Here is a 20,636-nt window from a genome sequence, read left to right as displayed (position 1 = left end):
TCAAGTTTTTTGTAAATTTATCAATAGGGGATTACATATACGCACTAAGTGCGGTATAAGAGCGGTATGAAAACACCTAAACAAATTTTACCGTTAATTGAAGACGGTATTGTTGATGAAGTCATCAGCCAATTAATGAGTGGAAAAGAAGCCTCAGTCTATGTTGTACGCTGCGGGGAGGCCATTCGCTGCGCCAAAGTCTATAAAGATGTTCAACATAGAAGTTTTAAGCAAGCAGCTAAATATCAAGAAGGTCGAAAGGTACGTAACAGCCGACGCGGACGTGCCATGGAAAAAGGATCTAAATTTGGCCGAAAAGAGCAAGAGAGTGTGTGGCAAAATGCAGAGGTCGATGCGTTATTCACATTATCTAAAGCGGGTGTCAAAGTGCCACAGCCTTACGGGTGTTACGATGGCGTATTGATCATGGATTTAGTCACGGACGATGATGGTGATGTAGCGCCACGTTTAAACGATGTCAGCATGACTACAGAGCAAGCCATTGAAGATCATGCCACTATGGTTCATTACATTAGGTTGATGTTATGTGCAGGCATTGTGCATGGTGACTTGTCTGAATTTAATGTGCTGGTGGATAGCTATGGTCCGGTGATCATTGATTTACCTCAAGCGGTCAATGCATCAGCAAATAATAACGCACAAGCGATGTTTTATCGCGATGTACGTAATATGCGCCAATATTATGGCCAGTTTGCCCCTGAAATTCTTGCCACGCGCTTTGGTGAAGAAATGTGGGCACTTTATCAAGCCGGTGAACTCACACCAGAGACAACGCTTTATGGCGATTTAGAAGAGGATAACAGCACTGCTGATGTTGATTCTGTGCTAGATGAAATTAAAGCAGCATTTGAACAAATGCAAGAAAACCAAGAGCGAATCAAAGCGGCTGAACAAGCTGACGACGAATAAACTCATTATCTACTATGATATAAAAAAGGGGCTAATTAGCCCCTTTTTGTTTAACTTATTAATTTGTTTATTTAGCTTGTGTAATAACGGTGTCTATTAGATGTACAACGCCATTGCTAGTGTAAATATCGGTAGTCACAACATTGCTACCAGCCACTTGTAATGAAGTAGCGGGTAAGCTTACTTGCCACCAGTTATCACCCACACCTTGGCCATTAGCTTGGCCTGGCGCTTCATCACCTACGTAGGTGTAAAGTGGGCGACCTAAATAAGCCACTTGCATCGTGCTATCTTGGCGTTCAATCAGTGATAAACCAGGGATATTCGCAATGCTTTGTTCTGTGCCAGTAACTGGTGGCCATGCTTGGGCACACGTGTCATTGCAAACGCTCATTGACTGCTCTAAATCGGCGTTAAACACATACACTGTTGCACCTGAATCACTTGCCCCCATGCCAGTAACAAGTCGGCTGTTGGTGCTATCGTAAGCAATTGTGTCTGTTTCTGTGTTAGCAGTGCCAGTAAAATCAACAATGTTCACAGATAAATTGTTGGCTGCAAGGGTTTCAACCATTTTACCGTTTGCAGCAAATGCATTCGATGAACTGACGGCTGCACTTAGAACGTGCTGGGTCAATACCTGCGTTAGAGCATCGTTATTTGCTAATAGCGCATTTAGTGTGTCAGCAGGAATTTTTTTAAATGCATCATTAGTTGGTGCAAATACGGTAAACATTTTTGATGTATCGTTAAAAGTATCGACTAGATTGGCTGCTTGAAGAGCAGTGACGAGTGTTGAAAGTGATTCGGTTTCGGTTGCAACAGTTGCAATAGTTTTAGTGGGCGTCCCCATGTCTTTTGGTGGCATGATCACTTTATTTAGCACATGAATGACGCCATTGTCAGCTGTAACATTGGCTGCTGTGACGGCTGCATCATTAATGAACAGTGTACTATCAACATAGGTTAATGAGGCCATATCACCGTTAGCCATCGATGCTTTGTTGTTTTCACTGGTTGCTACGCTTACCGCGGCATCTTGTAGTACAGTTGCATCTGCGATTAAGTGGTATTGGAGAATGTTTTTAAGCGTATCTGTATCCGCTAGAAGCGCATCGATTGTGTCTTGGCCTAAAGCTGCGAATGCCGCATCTGTAGGTGCAAATACAGTAAATGTATTTGTTGGGTCTGCTACTAGCGTATCTAAGCCTGTAGCATTAAGTGCTGCAAGCAATGTAGTGAAATTGCCGTTACTCGTAGCAACATCTGCCAGTGTGCCATAACTTTGAGGAAGCTCAATATCACCTACAACTACAGCATCAATAACATGAATGAAGCCATTGGTAGTATTGATGTCAGTCATCGTTATGTTAGCACCACCAAATGTTAGAGTATTCGTCTCGCTGTTAATAGCGATTGCCTGTTGATTACCCTGAACTGTTTCTGCGCTCTTTCCATTCAGTGACATCGCGGTTACTGAATCTACTTTTGAAGCTAAAACATGTTGCTTTAATATGCTAGAAAGAACGTCTGGATTTGCAAGTAATGTGTTTAGCATTTTTTCACCAACGGCTTCAAAGGCTTCATCCGTAGGTGCAAAAACGGTAAATTCAGCAGATGTGTCCGATAAAACTGATGTTAAATTTGTTGCTTCAAGGGCAGCGAGTAAGGTCGTGAAATTACCAGCTTGCTGAGCAGTTTCAATGATATTGTTAGTCGGTGCTGATTGGTTTTCTTCACCTGGTATTAATACAGCGTCAACAATGTGAATGATGCCATTGTCAGCAGTTACGTCAGGGTTAGTTACAGAGCTTGTATTAACGAGTAATGTTTCACCACTCAATGATAGGGCAATTTTTTGGCCATTAACGGTAGTAACTGTTGTGCCTGCAAGGCCAATTGCAGCCTCTGCATCAACAGAGCCTTCAACAACATGGTAAGTTAAAATTTTGCTAAGCTTATCAGTATCTGCAAGTAACGCATTGATCGTGTCTTCACCAAGTAGGGCAAACGCATCATCAGTGGGAGCAAATACAGTGTAAGATTTGCTGGTGTCTGCAAGTGTATCATCCAAGCCCGTTGCTTGTAGTGCAGCAACAAGCGTAGTGAAGTTGCCTGCACTTACTGCAACATCAACAATTGTTGACAGAGATTCTGAGGGGGGGGTTACTACATTTTTTTTGTCATCATCGTCATTACACCCTTGTACAAACGCAAGAGTTAAAATTACGAGCAAGAGCTTTACGAACCTATCCATCTTGTGATCCTTTTAACATTTTAATTAACAATCGAATAACTTTTACGCAGTAATTGTTTAAAGTGATCATATTAAATTTTTATATATATTCGATTTTAAAAAATCCCGAGAATAATATATTCATTGTCTTCTACCTAAAATTACACAGCACACTGAAAAGTTTAACGATTAAGTTGAAACTCTGTCTAAAGGGTTATTAAATATATATTTCAATTTCTTAATTTATTGCATAGTGGGTATTTGAGTTGCAAATACTGACTAAAGTAGCTTCAGATTTCAAAGAGTTTTCAATGTCACTAAACAATGTAATTAAACAAAAAACGCGCAGGTTTATCGATTCTAAACATATGCTTAAAGGAATAACGCTTGCTTCATTGTTAGAGTCTACTGTGGTGCCTATTCCACTCGAAGCTGTAATGGTTCCTTTGATGCAAGCACGAAGAGAGAAGTTGTGGTTAATCGCCCTAATGGCAACTATAGGGTGTATTATTGGGGCCCTATTTGGCTATGCATTGGGTTATTATTTATTTGATATAATCGGTGACTGGGCAATTAATATGTTTTCAAGCCCTGAGCAATTTGAAGTCGTTAAGCAAAAAATGCAAACGCAAGGTTTTTGGTTTGTTATGACGCTAGGCATAGTCCCCGTCCCGTTTCAAATCGCCATGTTGGCCGCAGGGGCAACTAAGTATTCATTAGGGTTCTTTTTGTTAGCTACCACAATTGCGCGTGCTGTTCGTTATTTTGGACTTGCGCTGGTGGTTTACTTCGTAGGTGATCAAGCACAGAAGGTGATTAAAAAGCACAAAACCAAAGCGCTGATCGTTGTTACCGCGTTGGTATTATTCGCATGGTGGGTAAGTTCGCTTTAGACTCACTTTGAGTGAAGGGCCGGTGTGATATTAAGTTGAGTGTGCCGCCATATAGCTTTAAAGGCTTTGAGGAAGAGATATAAAAATAGAGAGGGCATTAAAATTAGTTTAACTACCAACAGGGATAATAGACTGAGAAAATCGATAAAGAGTTTCTCCATGGATTCAATGATGTTATTGATCCCCGACGCGACAGCATCCGCTACGTTGCCCATCATATCTCCTGTATTTTCGGCAAGTTGATTGTCTAATGTGTGTATTTGTTGCGTTAATCGCGTTGTTTCAGTGTTTAAAGCGACAATGCCATTATTTAATTGTGCTTGCTGTTGTTTAAGTGTTTGCTTGAGTACAATGAGTGGCTTAGCATTTTCAAGTTCTGTCATGGTTAGCTTTTCAGTTAAATTACGTGTTGCTTGGATTGCAGTAATCTTGGAGGTGAGTGCGATCAACTGTTGTTGATTCTCGTTTATTTGGTTGAGAAATTGTGCTTTTTTATCACTAACAGTCGAAAGCGCATTGAGTAAAGTCGTTTTTTGGTCTGCAATATCCTTTCTCGCTGACGATGATAGTGTACTTGTTGCATTAGCTTGAGCACTTAAATGATCAACCTTATCAGTCACGGCCTGATTTTGAGTATCAATTTGTCTATCCAAAAACATCTGACTTGCAAGGCCGGTGCTTATTACAACTAGAGGGACCATAAATCGTATTAAAACTAAGCTAGCTAATATTTTTGTTGAAAAACGTTTCCCATAGGCAAAGTAATCACTGAGGGCATAAATTAAGACACTGAACGTAAACATTACGCTAAAAAAAGTCTCAGAGGACAGTGTAAATAAGATACGTTGGACAAATAAGGTGCCTAATGCGATACGCATCGAATTTGACATGTATTCAGCCAAATCGTTAATAGGATCAAGTAACTGAGCTGGCTGTATACTAGCGATGCCAATACCTACTTCGGCAGATTGCAATAAAGATATGACGGCGTTAACTGAGCGGGCTGAGGCATATACTATCCCTGACTGCACTAAAGCGTGATCGATAAAGTCAACGATATAAAGGTCAAAATGAGAAAACCAACACAGTATTACGAGTATTAATAACGCGCTGTACTTGATGGTTTGATGAGTATTAAAAGGCAATATAACCCGCCATATCAATCGACTTTAGTATTGAACCATTGTAGCGCTAAATGGTGAGTAACTTAATTCGATGAGTAAAAAAGAGTGTAAGGTGCTGTTCACTATAAGGTGGACAGCACGTATAGCCAGTTATTTTTCTACGATAAGTGCTTGAGGAATATCCCAACTTTGCAGGAGTAAATCGTTTTGCCACGTTTCAATTGTCAGCCATAACTTATCACTTTTTAATATTGTGGCAGGTGCAATAGCATGGGCATGTTGGCCATGATTTGTACCATGCATTATCCCTTCATCGCCTTTTTCAAATTGTTTAATAGGCAGTGGTTTAGGGCCTATATTTAAATAGGCCTGTCGAATATCGCTTATCTGTCCCTTGCCAAAGGCGAGATAAAAATCTTTTACATATTCGTTATGATGCGAATAAGGCGGCTTCATGTTGAGTGGCATGGGTGCCACTTTAAACATTCCGACGTCTTTTTCTGCCCATACCGGTGGGAAAGAAGGAAATAAAGCATGGTATATAAATACACAAGGTAAAATGAGAGTCAGTGAGTTTATTACGTACTTTTTACGCTGCCACCATGTGTTTTTTAAACGCGCCATTACTTTGCCTCCACAATGTTGATAGAGCTGACATTAGGCAGCTGCGTCTTAACAAGCTTTTTTGCGTACATCATAAAGCCTGTTACTGACATACCACTTAAAATAAAACCAAAAATAAACCAGATAACTTTTGTCCAAAGGCCACCAATATTACCGTAATGCAGAGGGTCGGCAATGTGTGACACTGTTTGCAGTAAAGTCATTGATTTTGGATTTTTACTTGCAGCCACTTCACCTGTCCATGGATTGACTGAGGTGGAGAAGGCATACCTATCATAGAAAATAGTATCGCCAGCTCCCATGATGTTATACATCCCACGATTATGTTCTGGCAACATGATATAGGTGGGGGTGAAATCGGGGTGCTGCTCTTTGGTTATTGCAATTGCGCCATCTAACCCAACTATTTCGGTACTTTTTGAAAGTGGGAGTTGTGTAATACTGACTAAAGGAGCATGTGAATCAATATCTATTTCGTTGTGCCACATTATTGCTTGCACTAAATACCAAAGACCCGTTACGCTCATAATGACCATAAACCAAATAGACCACACTCCACCTAAAGTATGAAGGTCTTTTAGTAATGTTTTACTGCCTTTATTGAAACGTATTTTAGGCTGGGTAAATGCATGCCAGAATTTTTTGTAAATAATTAAACCTGTTACTAATGCGCCTAGCATCACCAATGCCATGAGACTAACTAAGTAATAACCTAGGCTATAACCTTCTTGCCAAGGGAAAAATAACCAGCCATGTAATGTGCGCATAAACTCAATGAAGGAAATTGTTTCATTGATAGCCTGAACTTCACCGGTATATTGGTTTACATATGCAACCGCGTAAGGTTTATCTGTGTCGCTAAAAATGATTGCGTTAACCAGATAAGGCTCATAGCTGAGAATACTAATAACATCGGCTGTAGGGTGCTGACTTTTTAAGCTGTTTATGAGCGTTTCTTTTGTTTTTTCAGGAAAATTACCTGGATTTGTTGCTCGTGCGGCTGAATTTGTTAACCATGTTAATTCGTGACTAATCACCGATATCGTACCCGTGACACAAATAAAGCAAAATAAAACCCAGATTGGCAGTGAACACCAACCATGTAATTGAAACCAAAATCGTTGGCTTACTTTCGCCATGCTAACCCCTTTAATTGCAAATGATATTTATTATCAATTTAATTTGCAATTATACTGCTATACTCAACATACCTCAAGATGTAGAGTTCAGCACTTCACAGATATTTATTATCGAGGCGTTATTTTGCGACAACGGCGGTCATTTTTAAGAAGTTACAACGATGAGAGTAAGTGCATGTGAAACGCTCAGGGATGGTTAAATGGCGATTTATCATGCATTGTTTATTTCAACAAGAAAACCACGATTATTTGCAATCAGTGCTTTGTCTAAATCGCTTTTAATTCCAACCAATACCTTGAGGTAGTTCGAGTAAAACGAGAGGAACCAATTAGCTTTGCTACTTGTTCCTCTTACAGAGAGAGTGGCTTATTCCTTATTAAGCGTAACAACGCGTTGCGGAAAAGGTATTTCAATATCTGCGCTTTGAATTGCATTATAAACACCACCGTTAACAGCAAGTTTCGTTTCAATAATCTTAGTGGTGGGCACCCAGTAGCGATAACTAATAGTAACACCACTTTCTGCAAAGCCTTCTATTCCTACTTGCGAGTGGGGATTATCGGCAACTAATTCATGCTGGTTTAATACATTTTCTATTAAGCAAATTGCCTGCTCTGCACTGGCATCATAAGCGATATCAATTTCGCCTTTTACAAGTGAGTAGTTGAATGAGTTATGAAGAATCTCTCCCACAATATGTTTGTTTGGGATGGTGATCTCTACTTTTTCTTCGTTTATGAGCACGGTGTGGCCAAGCTCAATTGTTTTAACTTGCCCACTTACATTTTTAACTTCAATTGTGTCACCGACAATAAAAGGACGTGTTGCAATGATGGCTAAACCGGCACCATAGTTTGAGAGCATACCTTGGAGTGCTAAGCCAGCACCCAGAGAAGCTGCACCAATTGCTGCAACGAAGGGGGTGACACTGATACCTATTTTGCCAAGGGCTATGATGATAAACATAATTATCAGCAAAACTTTAACCACATTACTGACAAAATTGGTCAAAGTAACATCAATATTGTTACGGGTCATAATACCCGCAACGACTTTAGATAGTTTTTGCGCTACCCATAATCCAAAAATAAGTATGAGTACTGCACCCACTAACTGCATACTGTATTTGACCAGATACTCACTGATCATTGTGTAGTATTTTTCAACTTGTTCTATTTCTGTACTGATCATGAAAAGCCTATTAATAAATAATTAACGTTCAACCTAGGAAAGTGGGTTTATCATAGCAGAAGTTGACTCAGATAAGGATAAAGCCAAGGCACGATAAGTGCAGTGAGGAGTGCACTTAATGCCATCGCAACCGATGAATAAGCACCAATTCGCGCATGCTTGTTTAATGCCGCGGCTGTGCCAATTGCATGACATGCAGTCCCTACAGCGACGCCTTGCGCTTGATGATTAAAAATACCAACCCATTTTAAAACAATAAATCCAAAAAGAGCGCCTAACAAACCGATAAAAATCACCATGGCCGCCGCCAAAGAAGCAATCCCGCCAAGAGAATCAGTCACTAATAAAGTAATGGGAGTGGTCACTGAAAGAGCAGCAACAGAATGAGCAAGTTCCTTGGGGACTTCAAACATTACACTTAATAGAATGCCCACAACTGTTGCGTTGACGATTCCTAGAATACTGCTTATTAAAATAAGTAAGGCATTTTTTCGGATGTGCACAAATTGCTTATATAAAGGGATCGCTAGGGCAACAATCGCGGGTTCTAATAACCAACTCAAAAGTTGAGTGTGATGGTTAAATTTCACATAAGGTAGTTTAAATATAACCAGTATTAATGCTGTGATAATGATAGCTAAAAATACGGGGTTTGTTAGCGCAATATAGGTCGTAGATTGACTCAAACCATTTACACGTTTGAGTAGAATAAATCCAGCTATGATAGCTGGGACACACAACCACCATAAATTAATCATGGTGTGAACGCCCTTTAAACGAGATTATTAGGTGACTAATTAAGAGCAAGCTAGTCAAAGGAATTAGCACGAGGCAGGCGAGAATAAACTGCCAATGCAATGAAATTAAGTTTAAATGTTCAATAAAGCCAACCCCTGCAGGAATAAAAAACAAGGGCATGTAGTTTAACAAGGGGGATGCACAAGGAGTAACAGAGCGTTCTTTGATAATCCCCGTTAGTAAAAGGCCCAAAAGTAAAAGCATACCGAGCAGAGGTGCAGGAAAACTACCTTGTGTTATGTGCATCAATACTTTTGCAACAATGAGGCAGCCTAGAATGATTGCGCTACTGAGTATGAGTTGGGTAATGACTTTAATTGAAAGTGTACAGGCCGCCATAAAAATGCTCGCGATGATCTGAGTTTGCTTTATAAACTAAAACTACATCATGTTTTGAATTTTTTCACTATGCGACTTACTGGTAAGTAGTATAGTGGAAAGTGTTACCAACGTTTGCTATTTTGAAACTCAACGTTATCTGCTCCTTTTGCTTTTGCGATTGCGCGTTTTGTATTTTTATTGATCAATAAGCGAATTTGACAGAATGTTTCTTTTGCGAGTATGCGCCGTTGAGGGGTTGCGTAACTGTGTTGTGTAACACGTTTTATTGCTGCTAGGGTATCGGGTGAACGGTTTGATAAAGTGGCGATCATATTTAAACTCTGCTGCAAAGGGTCGTCACTTACTTCAGTGATCAGACCAAGTTGATGTGCTTTTTCTGCATCAATAGGACTGGCGTGGCTGGTCAACCAAAGCGCTTGGTCGCGCTGTAACAAACTTGGTAAAATAACATTTGCGCCCATATCTGGGCAAAGTCCCCAGCGGGCTTCCATAATCGCTAATTTAGCATTGCTATGTACGATTCTGTAATCTGCACCTAGGGCTATTTGTAAGCCGCCACCAAAGCAATTACCTTGAATAACAGCAAATACTGGCACACTTAACGATTGCCACCCAAGCACGACTCTTTGCGCTAAGTTACAATTTCCAGGTAACCATTTAAATAGCAATTTGAGAATATTCATTGGATTTTTCATTACTGAGCTGACATCAAGTCCGGCACAAAAATGCTCTCCTTCACCTTGGATAATAACGGCACGAACAGATTTGTTTTTTCTAATCTTGTCGATAATCCCATTCAGCTGTTTGAACATAATGAAACTGAGTGCATTTTGTTTTTGCGCTCTGGAAAGTGTTACAAATGCGGTGTGTTGTTGTATTTCTAATTTAACCATGTCAACTCCTCTGACCTGTTTGGGTTAGCTTACGAGTTAATTTGAATGATGTAAAGTCTGCGCTTTTGTATTGAAAAATAAAGCGTATTTAGGAGTTAAATTGTTAATTTGACCTACAAAAGGTAACAAAGTGGTGTATATTTTTAATTGAACTAATTGCTATTTTATCTATCAACACTAGCCGACGAGCGTCTGAAACGTTTCGCTGCATTTGAAATAATCATAAACCGTAGTTTAGCTGTAAGCTACAAGGAGAATAAAAACATGTTTAAACGGTTCACGCCAAGTATGTCGAGCTCGTGGTTGCTTTTGGCTATCAAAGGCACTTTAGCTACTTCATTAATAACAACGTTAGCTGGTTGTTCTGATGATAATGCAGTTAAACAGGTTGCTCCAGCACCGGCTGTTTCAGTGTTTCATGTGGTAACGCAAGAAGTCGGTAATTATCGAGAGTTTGTAGCGCGAACAGAGGCACACCAAGAAGTTAAAGTACGTGCTCGTGTTGAAGGTGAATTAATAGAGCGTCATTTCGATGAGGGATCATACGTAGAAAAGGATCAACTATTACTACGAATAGACCCTTCAGAGTATCAATCGAGTGTAGCGCAAATAGAGGCCGATTTAAAAAGTAAACTAGCGGGTGCTAATGGTGCTGAGCGAGATTTAAAGCGTGGTAAAGAGGTCGCTGCTCAAGGTTTTATTTCACAATCTGACTTAGATAAACTAACGACTAATTATGACCAAGCTGCGGCAGCAGTGAAATCTGCTCAAGCAAGTTTGGAAAAAGCAAAACTGAATTTAAGTTACACTGAAATCAAAGCGCCGTTTGCTGGGCGTATCGGTAAGGTAAATTATGATGTCGGAAATATTGTTGGGCCAGGATCAGATGAGCTTGCGGAGCTTACCGATGTTGATCCAATTTATGTGAATTTTCAGGTAGAAGAAGCCGATTACATTAGTTATCGTCAAAAGCATCAAAATACAAATAATAACCCCCAAAATGTAGCAATAGATTTAGCGCTTCGTTTACCGAACAACACAAATTTTGAATCCAAAGGTCAACTTGACTTTGCCGACACAAAGATTGATCGCAGCACCGGTACGGTTGAGCTACGTGCCACATTTGCCAATGAAAAAGCCATTGTTATGCCTGGTCTATTTGTAACTTTAATTGTAGAAAGTAAAGATAAAAAAAACCATGCGCTTATCCCTCAAGCTGCAGTGCAAGAAAATCAGCAAGGCAAGTTTGTATTAGTGGTGGGTGAAGACAACAAGGTTGCTACACGAATAGTAACGCTTGGCCGTCGCATTAACGCTATGTGGGTTGTTGAATCTGGCCTTGATGAGGGAGAAAAAGTAATTGTAGAGGGCCTTCAAAAAGTGCGTCAAGGTGTTGAAGTTAGAGCGGTTGAAAAAGAAGTTGATCATACAACAGGTACTATTACAAACAAAACAGACTCAGCGGATTAAAGGGAACGCTCATGATAAGTAAAACGTTTATCGCGCGGCCTAAGTTTGCCTTAGTGATATCTATTGTAATTACACTCGCGGGTTTGATTTCTGTTGGTTTATTGCCTGTCAATATGTACCCAGAAATTACGCCACCGCAAGTGCAGATCACCGCCGTTTATCCAGGTGCTAGCGCACAAATAGTTGAAGAATCAGTTATTAGGCCCATTGAGGAACAGGTTAATGGCGTTGAGGACATGATGTATGTGGAGTCCAGCTCAAGTAATAATGGTACGGCTATTATTACTGTGTACTTTAAAGTTGGTACCGATACTGATATTGCCCAAGTTAATGTTCAAAATAGGGTGGCATTGGCCGAGCCAGGTTTACCCAGTGAGGTAACCCGTCAAGGGGTTTCAGTTAAGAAGAAGTCGAGCTCCATGTTGCTTGGTATAAACCTTTATTCTGATAAAGAAAATATAGATGCTATATTTCTTAGTAACTACGCAACGAATTACCTTACAGAACCTCTAGGGCGAATTAATGGGGTGGCGTCAGCGGAAGTTATGGGTGAGCAAACTTACTCTATGCGTTTATGGTTACGTCCCGATAAAATGGCTTCTCTAGGTTTAACGGTCACAGAAGTTAAAGCGGCACTACAAGAGCAAAATACTATTGTTGCTGCAGGTCAGCTTGGGGCTGCACCATCGCTGCCGAGTCAACAATTTGAATATTCAATTCAAGCAAGGGGGCGTTTGAAAACGCCAGAAGAATTTGGCCAAACAATTATACGCGCCAATCAAAATGGTAACTTTGTTCGATTAAATGACATTGCGAGAATTGAGCTGGGGTCAGCGAGCTATGGCACAACGGCAAAACTGAATCAACAAGATACGGCATTTTTGGTCATTTACCAACTTACAGATGCTAATGCAACGCAGGTCGCCAGTGATGTTAAATCGACAATGGCTGAACTTGCGAAGCAACTCCCTGATGGCGTTAAGTACTCAATTCCTTATGATACAACCGAGTTTATTAATCGGTCTATTGAAGAAGTGGTTGTCACTTTATTCCAAGCCGTTGGTTTGGTTGTGCTTGTGGTCTTTTTATTCTTGCAAAATTGGCGTGCAACGTTGATTCCCACCATAGCCATTCCAGTTTCATTAGTGGGTACGTTTGCGTTTATGATGGCAATGGGTTACTCAATTAACTTAATCACTTTATTTGGCTTAGTGTTAGCAATCGGTATTGTGGTCGACGATGCCATTATTGTGATTGAAAATGTAGAACGAATTCTAAAGGAAGAGAAGCTGCCTATCAAAGAAGCGGTTACAAAAGCGATGGCACAGGTGACAGGGCCTATTATCGCCACTACGTTAGTATTGCTTGCTGTATTTGTCCCAGTGGGATTTATGCCGGGTATAACCGGTGAGTTGTATAAACAGTTTTCTGTCACAATTTCATTTGCGGTCATTATTTCTTCTGTCAATGCACTGACTTTAAGTCCGGCACTTTGTGCGTTGTTATTGAATGAAAAAGCAATGCAGCCAATCAAATGGTTATCGCCTGTTGAACATAGCATTACTAAATCGACGTCTGTCTATAATAAGGTGATTCACTTTATTCTCAAGCGTGCAGGGCGCATGAGTTTATTTGCTATTATCATCTTTGTTGCTGCTGCATGGCTTGCTAAAAGTGTACCAACAGGCTTTGTGCCAGCAGAAGACCAAGGCTTTGTTTTTGTTGATGTGCAACTACCTGATGCTGCAGCGTCGGGGCGTACAGAAGAGGTGATGAAAAAGATTGGTGATGTTATTAAAAATGAACCGGCTGCCACTGATTTTATCGCTGTATCAGGCTTTTCACTCATTGGCGGAGCGGGCTCGAATAATGCGCTTGGTATCGTGATATTAAAAGATTGGGAAGAAAGGACCACACCGGAACTTGGTTTGAAAGCTACGATAGGGCGTTTAATGGGGCAGCTATGGGCAATGCCAGATGCGCAAATAATGGTATTTAATCCACCTCCCATCCCAGGTCTTGGTAATAGTTCTGGCTTTGAGTTTCGTCTTCAGGACAGTGAAGGCCGTGACCCAAATGAATTAGCACAAGTGCTTAATGGATTAATTTATGAAGCTAATCAGCACCCAAGCTTAACAAATGTATACAGTACGTTTCGTGCCAATGTACCGCAATATTTCTTAGAAGTTGACAGAAATAAAGCTAAGGCACAAGGCGTGGCATTGAGTGATATCTTTATCACTTTACAAGCTCAGTTAGGGTCACTGTATATTAATGACTTTAATCAGTTTAGCCGAACTTACAAAGTAATTATGCAAGCAGAGAGTGAGTTTAGAAAAGACCCGAGTGATCTTCAGCATTATTTTGTTCGAAATGATCAAGGAGACATGGTGCCATTGACGACATTGGCTAAACTTGAACCGATCCTTGGACCTACGACCCTAAACCATTTTAACTTGTATCGCAGTGCAAGCATTAGCGGTCAAGCCGCTGCCGGCTTTTCAAGCGGTGATGCAATCGCCGCAATGCAAGAGCTTGCAGGCCAGTTGCCAAATGGTTATACATTCGAATGGGCAGGGCAGTCAAAGCAAGAAATTGAGGCTGGAAATATGGCGCCCATTCTATTTGGTTTAGCTGTTATTTTTGTTTACTTGTTTCTCGTCGCTCAATATGAAAGTTGGACTATTCCATTTTCAGTTATTGCTGCTATTCCATTGGCTATGTTTGGTGCAATGCTTGCCTTGTATGTACTGGGTATGGAAAACAATATTTATGCCCAAGTTGGCCTAGTGCTTCTCATTGGTATGTCGACAAAGACAGCTATTTTAATCGTTGAGTTTGCGATGGAAGAGCGCCTGGCTGGTAAGAGTATTTTTGAGGCTGCTTTGAGTGCTGCGACAATGCGATTTAGAGCTGTTTTGATGACTGCATTTTCGTTTGTACTTGGGGTGCTACCACTTGTATTTGCAAGTGGTGCAGGGGCTGGTAGCCGGGTTTCATTGGGTATTACTGTTTTGGCAGGTATGTTAGCTGCCACTATCTTCGGCACATTATTAGTTCCACTATTTTACAGTTTGGTACAAACTATGCGCGAAAAGGTTAAAGGAACGGTTAATACGTAAAAAACGAATTCACTGTTATTTAAAAAAGTCAGGGAAACCTGGCTTTTTTTTGGCAAAATTTTTTTAGGTTTGATACTATAAGACTATTAATTATGTTGAAGGGTCAACGGTAATGGCTGGGCCACGTTTATACACTGAAGAAGAAGTAACACATCAAGCGTATGATATCTTTTTAGAGTTAGCGCCAGATAACTTGAGCGAGCAAGATATTGAAGATTTTAATATGCATCGCGAAGAGCTTGGTTTTATCGAGGAAGGTGAACCGGATGATCAATGGCAGGATTTTGTTGCGCTGGAGATAGAATCCGAGCATTTTCTGCAAGTTCTCGTTGGGCTTGAATTTGAGAACCAAGATATTTTATTTGCAAAAATCTTAATTAGTCGCGATAAAGATGCTCCATTTTGTCATATTCTGTGGAAGGACAGCGAATAGTAAAATGATATTTTCAGTATATCAAATAGTTAACTACCTCAATGTATTAGCGAGTAAATAGTGGTACGTTTTATACTTCTGTTTAGTGTGTTTTTTAGCTTGAAAAGCTGGGCAGTCGATCCATTTGAAGACTTCCATGAGTATGGACAGTTATCAGAAGAGGAAATTCATAAAATTCATCAAGGTGAATTACTTTATGGTGATACTGAATTTGGTTTTATTGTAAGCAGTGGCAATACCAACGCTACAAGTTTTAAGCTTAAAGGTAACTTGTACCAAGACCTTGATAGTTGGCGTAATCAGTTTAAGCTCGATACACTTTATAAACGTGATGAGAATGAGGCCACAGGAGATGACGAAGTCTCAGCCAATCGTATTTTCATATCAGCTCAGGGAAATTATAAAGTGGGTGAAAAAGATGCGTCATTCTTTATTTATGGTGATTATGAAAATGACGAATTTAGTGGCCTAGCGTTCAAAAGTACGTTAGCAACGGGCTACGGTAACCGTTTATATGAGGGTGAAAAGAATCAGGTTGATTTTGATATTGGACCTGGTTTGTATCGTTCCCTAGCTGATAATGATGCAGAGCTTGCCCAAGGTGAAGATGCCACCAAAACAGGTTACCTTTTACGTATTGCTTTGCAATGGGAACGCACGGTATCTAAACGAACTCGCTTTAACCAAGATGTGAGTATTGAGCAGTCTTTATCTGGGCTTAATTCGCGCTTAAAATCAGAAACCTCATTAATCAGTCAAGTTATGGGAAGTGTGTCGTTAAAGTTTACTTATTTATACCGCTACAACTCAAAACCTGAAGACGATAAGCTCAAGTATGATTCAGAGCTTAGCGCAACATTAGTCTATAGTTTTTAACCTCAATTGAGATTTTTATGTATAAAAATAAGCAGTATGCGTTATTTATTTTTGTGATCCTTGCGTGGATCGGAAGCTTTGTTGGGCTTGCTTGGTATCTAATCGGCGCAGACATGCCTTTAATGGTATTTGCAGGCATATTAGTACTTGTGGGTTATGTGTTCCATGGTTTAACGATTAAGGTGGATAACACATCGATTAATTGGGGGTTTGGTCCCGGTTTATTTGGAGGCACGGTGGCTTTGGCGGATATTGTTGAAGCGAAAGCGGTGGAAAATTCATTTCGCCATGGTATTGGTTTGCGAATAACTCATGATGGTTGGGTTTATACTGTATCGGGCTTCAGCGCAGTGCAGTTGACGTTAAAAGATGGAACACAATACCGCTTAGGCACTAATGATCAATCAGGATTATTAGCCGCTTTACAGGGTAAAATAAGCATTACCAAACCCGAAGTTGAGCCTGTAAATACTTAAAAAGCGCCTGTGCGCTTTTTAAGTTAGCGTCATGAGCATTTACGTTTAGTGCTCGTGACCGCAGCCACCTTCACCGTGTACATGGCCGTGAGCAAGCTCATCTGCTGTTGCATCACGTACTTCTAAAATTTCTACATCAAACTTTAAGGTGATACCAGCCAACGGATTATTGCCATCAACAATGACTTCATCTTCTTGAATATCGATAATCATAACGGATTGATCACCATCATCAGTTGTTGCTCTAAACTGCATACCTACTTCTATTTCCATGTTTTCAAACATCGATTTAGGCACAGCTTGCATTAACTCATCATGACGTTCGCCATACCCATTTTCAGGTTCAACAGTCACACTCAAGGTATCACCAGCTTGTTTGCCTTGAAGGGCGTCTTCTAGGCCTGGGATTAAATAACCCGTCCCAACGATAAAAATGAGTGGCTCGCCATCAAAAGAATTATCAATAGAGTTATTGTCATTATCTGTTACAGAGTAATGCATTTTTACCACTTTATTTGCTGCAATGATCATAGTCATTCCTATTTATTCGTCTTCAAGAGAGTAAGGTAGAGGTTGAATAGACAGCTCTACTAGCGGGGCATGTTTTACACGCAGTGATTGACTAGGTTCACTGTCGTTTGGCAACACAACAAGGCCATAAAAAGTCTGTGTTTCTTTATTGTATGCTTGTGCGATGATTTTTCCAGCTCTACGCCAGTTTTCACCTATTTGCGTTTCTAAATCAAGTTCATCAAATGTGCCATCGCTTTTACCTGATACGATAAACATGGCGCGTTTGTTTTTTCCCAAATACTTCATGCGGGCGACCGTTTCTTGACCTGTGTAGCAGCCTTTACGAAAGCTGATACCGCCAATAGCTTGTAGATTAACCATTTGTGGTACATATTCACCAATAGCTTCACTGTTTAGCTGTGGCTCGCCTGCTAAGATTGAGTGCTGCTGCCATAGTGCATCGTCCTCTAAACGGGTAATCGTCTCAGGTAATTCATAGCCATCATTAAGCATGAGGAATAAGCGATTTTCTGCCAGCTTTAATGCTTTACCTCCATCAAAGTCACATGCAGTGGTTTGATCAGAAAACGCTAGCCCTAATTGCTCCTCTACTGAGCTTAAATCTTCGGCTATTAAACCGATCAATTGCTGTGAAGATAACTCAATATCTACCTTTGAAAATACAGCGTATTTCTTAAGTTCACCTAATGATTGTTCAATTTCCGGTTTAGAAGCGGCCAGAAAATAACTATCTTTAAATGCAAATAATTTAGCGACACTCCACAGTTTGCCTTTTGCATTACAGTGGCCGGCCCACAGGAAGTTATCTTGCTTAAGTATATTTATATCTTGCGTGATTTGGCCGTGAAGGTAGGCTAGTTTATCTATACCACTTATACTGATAAGTTTATGTGATAAAGGGCATCCATATACAGTCGACATAAAAACCTGCTTTGCGAGAAATTTAGGCGGTCATAATAACGTAGATGCTTCTATGGGTATATACCCAGACCACCTCAAGATGCGAGTTTCAGTTGGAATCAAAAACGATTTAGGCAAGGCATTGATTGCAGGTAATGATGGTTCTATTGTCAAAATCAATGACGTAGTATAAGTCAGCTTTTAAACGCTGAATTCTGCATATTGAGATGGCTTGGGTATAGATACTACTAAATGATAAGTCACTGCATTGAAAATTATTTCATTCGTATTTATGTAGTGTTATTTAAAGCTGTTTATTCATAAGCATTTTGTTAAACTCAGTATTAACTAAGTACGAGGTAAAAAATGACAGAAATTCATAGTAAAGCACGTATTCGTTGGGCTTGTCGTCGTGGAATGTTAGAGCTTGATGTCTTGTTTATGCCATTTGTTGAAGAAGCTTTTGATTCATTGTCAAAGCAGCAGCAAGCTGTTTTTCAACGTTTACTGGAAGCGGATGATCCTGATTTATTTGCTTGGTTTATGGGCCACCAAGAGTGTAAAGACACTGAGCTCAATGAAATGGTAAAACTTATCCTAAATCGAGTTCGTGTATAGGTTTTGCGTTATAAATAACAAAGCAGACCATAAACCGTTTGTGGTCTGTTTTGGTTTATTTGCGTTTTGCTTTTGTGCCTTTTTAACAACGTTATTTACTCAAGTATCGACCTTACTTTTAAGCCTGCTAATCGGTTTACGCTGTTGGCGATGGTACAAACAACATCATCCGGTTCAAGGCACGTTGATTGTTGATTGTCCGCACTGCCACTTTGTTAATTTAGAAAAAGAAATCATAGGCAAAATAGGCTGTAAAAGCCGAGCATATCAGCATAGCGTTTGGTTAAACATTGTTGGGTTAGGTCGCACCCATTGGTTAATTATTAACGCTAATGGGTGCGACGAGCAAAGCTTTACCCGTCTTAAACGTGCTGTTTTGGCTAATACTACGGATGGGGTGGTGTCAAAATAGTCGGTGAAGGGTCGCTGTCTACTTCAGGGTAATCAATAGTGTAGTGAAGGCCGCGGCTTTCTTTTCGTTGCATTGCACTGCGAATAATGAGTTCGGCAACTTGCACTAAATTACGCAGCTCCAGTAAGTCATTTGAGACTCTGAAGTTTGCATAATATTCAAGAATCTCTTGCTGCAATAATTCAACACGATGAAGCGCACGTTCTAACCGTTTTGTTGAACGCACAATACCAACATAATCCCACATAAAAAGTCTTAATTCATGCCAGTTATGCGTGATCACAACTTCTTCATCAGAGTTTGTGACTCTGCTTTCATCCCAAGCTGGTAATGCTTGCTGGTTTGGACTTTGATTAATTTTTGCAAGAATGTCTTTGGCTGCTGCATGAGCAAAAACAATGCATTCAAGTAACGAGTTACTTGCCATGCGGTTGGCACCATGCAAACCAGTGTAAGCTACTTCGCCAATAGCGTATAAATTGTCGAGATCTGTTTTGCCATTAAAATCAGTCATAACGCCACCGCAAGTGTAATGTGCGGCAGGTACAACCGGGATTGGCTCTTTGGTGATGTCTAACCCAACACTTAAGCATTTTGCATAAATAGTAGGGAAGTGCTCAATGATAAAGTTCTTTTCTTTATGGCTAATGTCTAAGTAAACACAGTTAGCACCAAGACGCTTCATTTCAAAATCAATTGCACGCGCGACAATGTCACGTGGGGCTAGCTCTTCACGCTCATCAAAATCTTTCATGAAGCGTGTGCCATCAGGGCGTTTTAAATAGGCGCCTTCGCCGCGCATCGCCTCAGTGATTAAGAAGTTTTGTAATTCTGGGTGATAAAGGCTTGTTGGGTGGAACTGGTTAAATTCCATATTGGCAACGCGGCACCCCGCACGCCATGCCATCGCAATACCATCACCACTGGATACATCTGGATTGGACGTATAAAGGTACACTTTGCTTGCTCCGCCAGTGGCTAAAGCGACAAACTTTGCTGACACAGTTTCAACACGTTTTGCTTGTCTATTCCACATATAAATACCGTGGATATGCTGACCTTGTTGACCAAGTTTTTTATCGCCAATTAAATCAATGGCATTGTATTGCTCAAGCAATGTTATATTAGGGTGGATTTGAACTTGGCTTATTAGCGTTGTTTGTACGGCACGGCCTGTGGCATCTGCAGCATGCAAAATACGTCGGTGGCTATGCCCTCCTTCACGAGTTAAGTGAAAGCGTTCTTTTCCTTGGCTGTCAAACTCCATGTCAAATGGAACACCTTGCTCAATAAGCCACTGCAAGCAATCTTGAGCATTACTTGCAGTGTAATGCACTACTTCGCGGTCACATAAACCACCACCGGCATCCAGTGTATCTTGAACATGCGATTCAATACTGTCATTTTTTTTGTCAAAGACGGCAGCAATACCCCCTTGCGCGTAAAGTGTTGAACCTTCTTTTAACTCACCTTTACTAATAACGGTAACTTTACAATGATTAGCTAAAGAGAGGGCTAATGAAAGTCCAGCTGCGCCGCTACCAATAATAGCAACATCTGTGGTGTGGTGTTTATTTTGGTTCATGTCCGTGGTCTTTGCGGTTACAATGCCCGAGATACTAAT

20 protein-coding genes are annotated in these 20,636 nt (G+C 40.4%); 9 read left to right on the top strand and 11 right to left on the bottom strand.

Going from position 1 to position 20,636, the window contains the following annotated elements; translation table 11 throughout:
• Positions 1-66: 66 nt before the first annotated feature.
• Positions 67-930: a PA4780 family RIO1-like protein kinase gene (locus ATS75_RS08705; RefSeq protein WP_058560061.1), complete on the top strand. Its 864-nt coding sequence runs from the start codon at positions 67-69 to the stop codon at positions 928-930.
• 67 nt (positions 931-997) lie between these two features.
• Here the strand turns inward: ATS75_RS08705 and ATS75_RS08700 are convergent, their stop codons facing one another.
• On the bottom strand, positions 998-3,187 hold the full coding sequence (locus tag ATS75_RS08700) for a fasciclin domain-containing protein (protein ID WP_058560060.1): 2,190 nt from the start codon (positions 3,185-3,187) through the stop codon (positions 998-1,000).
• A gap of 290 nt (positions 3,188-3,477) precedes the next feature.
• Between ATS75_RS08700 and ATS75_RS08695 the strand changes: the two genes are divergently transcribed.
• Positions 3,478-4,059: a YqaA family protein gene (locus ATS75_RS08695; RefSeq protein WP_058560059.1), complete on the top strand. Its 582-nt coding sequence runs from the start codon at positions 3,478-3,480 to the stop codon at positions 4,057-4,059.
• 2 nt (positions 4,060-4,061) lie between these two features.
• Here the strand turns inward: ATS75_RS08695 and ATS75_RS08690 are convergent, their stop codons facing one another.
• The 7 genes from ATS75_RS08690 to ATS75_RS08660 all read right to left on the bottom strand — a co-directional run bounded on the left by ATS75_RS08690 (position 4,062) and on the right by ATS75_RS08660 (position 10,171).
• The gene (locus ATS75_RS08690) at positions 4,062-5,204 is read right to left on the bottom strand and encodes a hypothetical protein (protein WP_058560058.1); all 1,143 of its coding nucleotides are present in this window, start codon (positions 5,202-5,204) and stop codon (positions 4,062-4,064) included.
• 129 nt (positions 5,205-5,333) lie between these two features.
• Complete coding sequence (locus ATS75_RS08685; protein ID WP_058560057.1) at positions 5,334-5,807, bottom strand: hypothetical protein; 474 nt, start codon at positions 5,805-5,807, stop codon at positions 5,334-5,336.
• Entirely contained in the window at positions 5,807-6,946 is a 1,140-nt protein-coding gene (locus ATS75_RS08680) for a PepSY-associated TM helix domain-containing protein (RefSeq protein ID WP_058560056.1), read from the bottom strand. Before ATS75_RS08680 ends, ATS75_RS08685 begins: the two co-directional genes overlap by 1 nt.
• A gap of 367 nt (positions 6,947-7,313) precedes the next feature.
• Positions 7,314-8,138, bottom strand: a complete 825-nt coding sequence (locus ATS75_RS08675; RefSeq protein WP_058560055.1) for a mechanosensitive ion channel family protein — start codon at positions 8,136-8,138, stop codon at positions 7,314-7,316.
• Positions 8,139-8,188: 50 nt separating this feature from the next.
• Positions 8,189-8,896, bottom strand: a complete 708-nt coding sequence (locus tag ATS75_RS08670; protein ID WP_058560054.1) for an LrgB family protein — start codon at positions 8,894-8,896, stop codon at positions 8,189-8,191.
• Positions 8,889-9,275: a CidA/LrgA family protein gene (locus ATS75_RS08665; RefSeq protein WP_058560053.1), complete on the bottom strand. Its 387-nt coding sequence runs from the start codon at positions 9,273-9,275 to the stop codon at positions 8,889-8,891. The genes ATS75_RS08670 and ATS75_RS08665 overlap by 8 nt, the downstream gene beginning before the upstream one ends.
• Positions 9,276-9,379: 104 nt before the next feature.
• The gene (locus tag ATS75_RS08660; protein ID WP_058560052.1) at positions 9,380-10,171 is read right to left on the bottom strand and encodes a crotonase/enoyl-CoA hydratase family protein; all 792 of its coding nucleotides are present in this window, start codon (positions 10,169-10,171) and stop codon (positions 9,380-9,382) included.
• Between the two features lie 264 nt (positions 10,172-10,435).
• Here ATS75_RS08660 and ATS75_RS08655 point away from each other — a divergent pair, with 264 nt between their 5' ends.
• The 5 genes from ATS75_RS08655 (at position 10,436) to ATS75_RS08635 (ending at position 16,548) form a co-directional block, all read left to right on the top strand.
• On the top strand, positions 10,436-11,641 hold the full coding sequence (locus ATS75_RS08655) for an efflux RND transporter periplasmic adaptor subunit (RefSeq protein WP_235591160.1): 1,206 nt from the start codon (positions 10,436-10,438) through the stop codon (positions 11,639-11,641).
• A gap of 11 nt (positions 11,642-11,652) precedes the next feature.
• Positions 11,653-14,763, top strand: coding sequence for an efflux RND transporter permease subunit (locus tag ATS75_RS08650; RefSeq protein WP_058560051.1), 3,111 nt, complete (start codon positions 11,653-11,655; stop codon positions 14,761-14,763).
• A gap of 112 nt (positions 14,764-14,875) precedes the next feature.
• On the top strand, positions 14,876-15,196 hold the full coding sequence (locus ATS75_RS08645) for an HI1450 family dsDNA-mimic protein (RefSeq protein ID WP_058560050.1): 321 nt from the start codon (positions 14,876-14,878) through the stop codon (positions 15,194-15,196).
• A 60-nt stretch (positions 15,197-15,256) separates the two neighbouring features.
• The gene (locus ATS75_RS08640) at positions 15,257-16,072 is read left to right on the top strand and encodes a DUF481 domain-containing protein (protein ID WP_058560049.1); all 816 of its coding nucleotides are present in this window, start codon (positions 15,257-15,259) and stop codon (positions 16,070-16,072) included.
• A 17-nt stretch (positions 16,073-16,089) separates the two neighbouring features.
• The gene (locus ATS75_RS08635) at positions 16,090-16,548 is read left to right on the top strand and encodes a hypothetical protein (protein ID WP_058560048.1); all 459 of its coding nucleotides are present in this window, start codon (positions 16,090-16,092) and stop codon (positions 16,546-16,548) included.
• Between the two features lie 45 nt (positions 16,549-16,593).
• Here ATS75_RS08635 and ATS75_RS08630 read toward each other — a convergent pair whose 3' ends face one another.
• Both ATS75_RS08630 and ATS75_RS08625 read right to left on the bottom strand, forming a co-directional pair.
• Positions 16,594-17,079 carry an FKBP-type peptidyl-prolyl cis-trans isomerase gene (locus ATS75_RS08630; RefSeq protein WP_058560047.1) on the bottom strand — a complete coding sequence of 162 codons (486 nt, stop codon included), beginning with the start codon at positions 17,077-17,079 and terminating at the stop codon, positions 16,594-16,596.
• A 12-nt stretch (positions 17,080-17,091) separates the two neighbouring features.
• Positions 17,092-18,003 carry a YgfZ/GcvT domain-containing protein gene (locus ATS75_RS08625; RefSeq protein ID WP_058560046.1) on the bottom strand — a complete coding sequence of 304 codons (912 nt, stop codon included), beginning with the start codon at positions 18,001-18,003 and terminating at the stop codon, positions 17,092-17,094.
• A 345-nt stretch (positions 18,004-18,348) separates the two neighbouring features.
• Here ATS75_RS08625 and ATS75_RS08620 point away from each other — a divergent pair, with 345 nt between their 5' ends.
• On the top strand, positions 18,349-18,600 hold the full coding sequence (locus ATS75_RS08620; protein WP_058560045.1) for a succinate dehydrogenase assembly factor 2: 252 nt from the start codon (positions 18,349-18,351) through the stop codon (positions 18,598-18,600).
• A complete protein-coding gene (locus tag ATS75_RS08615) occupies positions 18,593-19,012 on the top strand; it encodes a hypothetical protein (protein WP_058560044.1) in 420 nt (139 codons plus the stop codon). Before ATS75_RS08620 ends, ATS75_RS08615 begins: the two co-directional genes overlap by 8 nt.
• Here ATS75_RS08615 and nadB read toward each other — a convergent pair.
• On the bottom strand, positions 18,987-20,597 hold the full coding sequence (gene nadB, locus ATS75_RS08610; protein WP_058560043.1) for an L-aspartate oxidase: 1,611 nt from the start codon (positions 20,595-20,597) through the stop codon (positions 18,987-18,989). The two genes, ATS75_RS08615 and nadB, sit on opposite strands and share 26 nt — an antisense overlap.
• Between the last annotated feature and the right edge of the window lie 39 nt (positions 20,598-20,636).

Source organism: Pseudoalteromonas sp. H105 (assembly GCF_001469215.1).
GTDB lineage: Bacteria > Pseudomonadota > Gammaproteobacteria > Enterobacterales > Alteromonadaceae > Pseudoalteromonas.
Note: the sequence above shows the minus strand (reverse complement) of the source record. Positions and strands in the feature narration are given on the sequence as shown.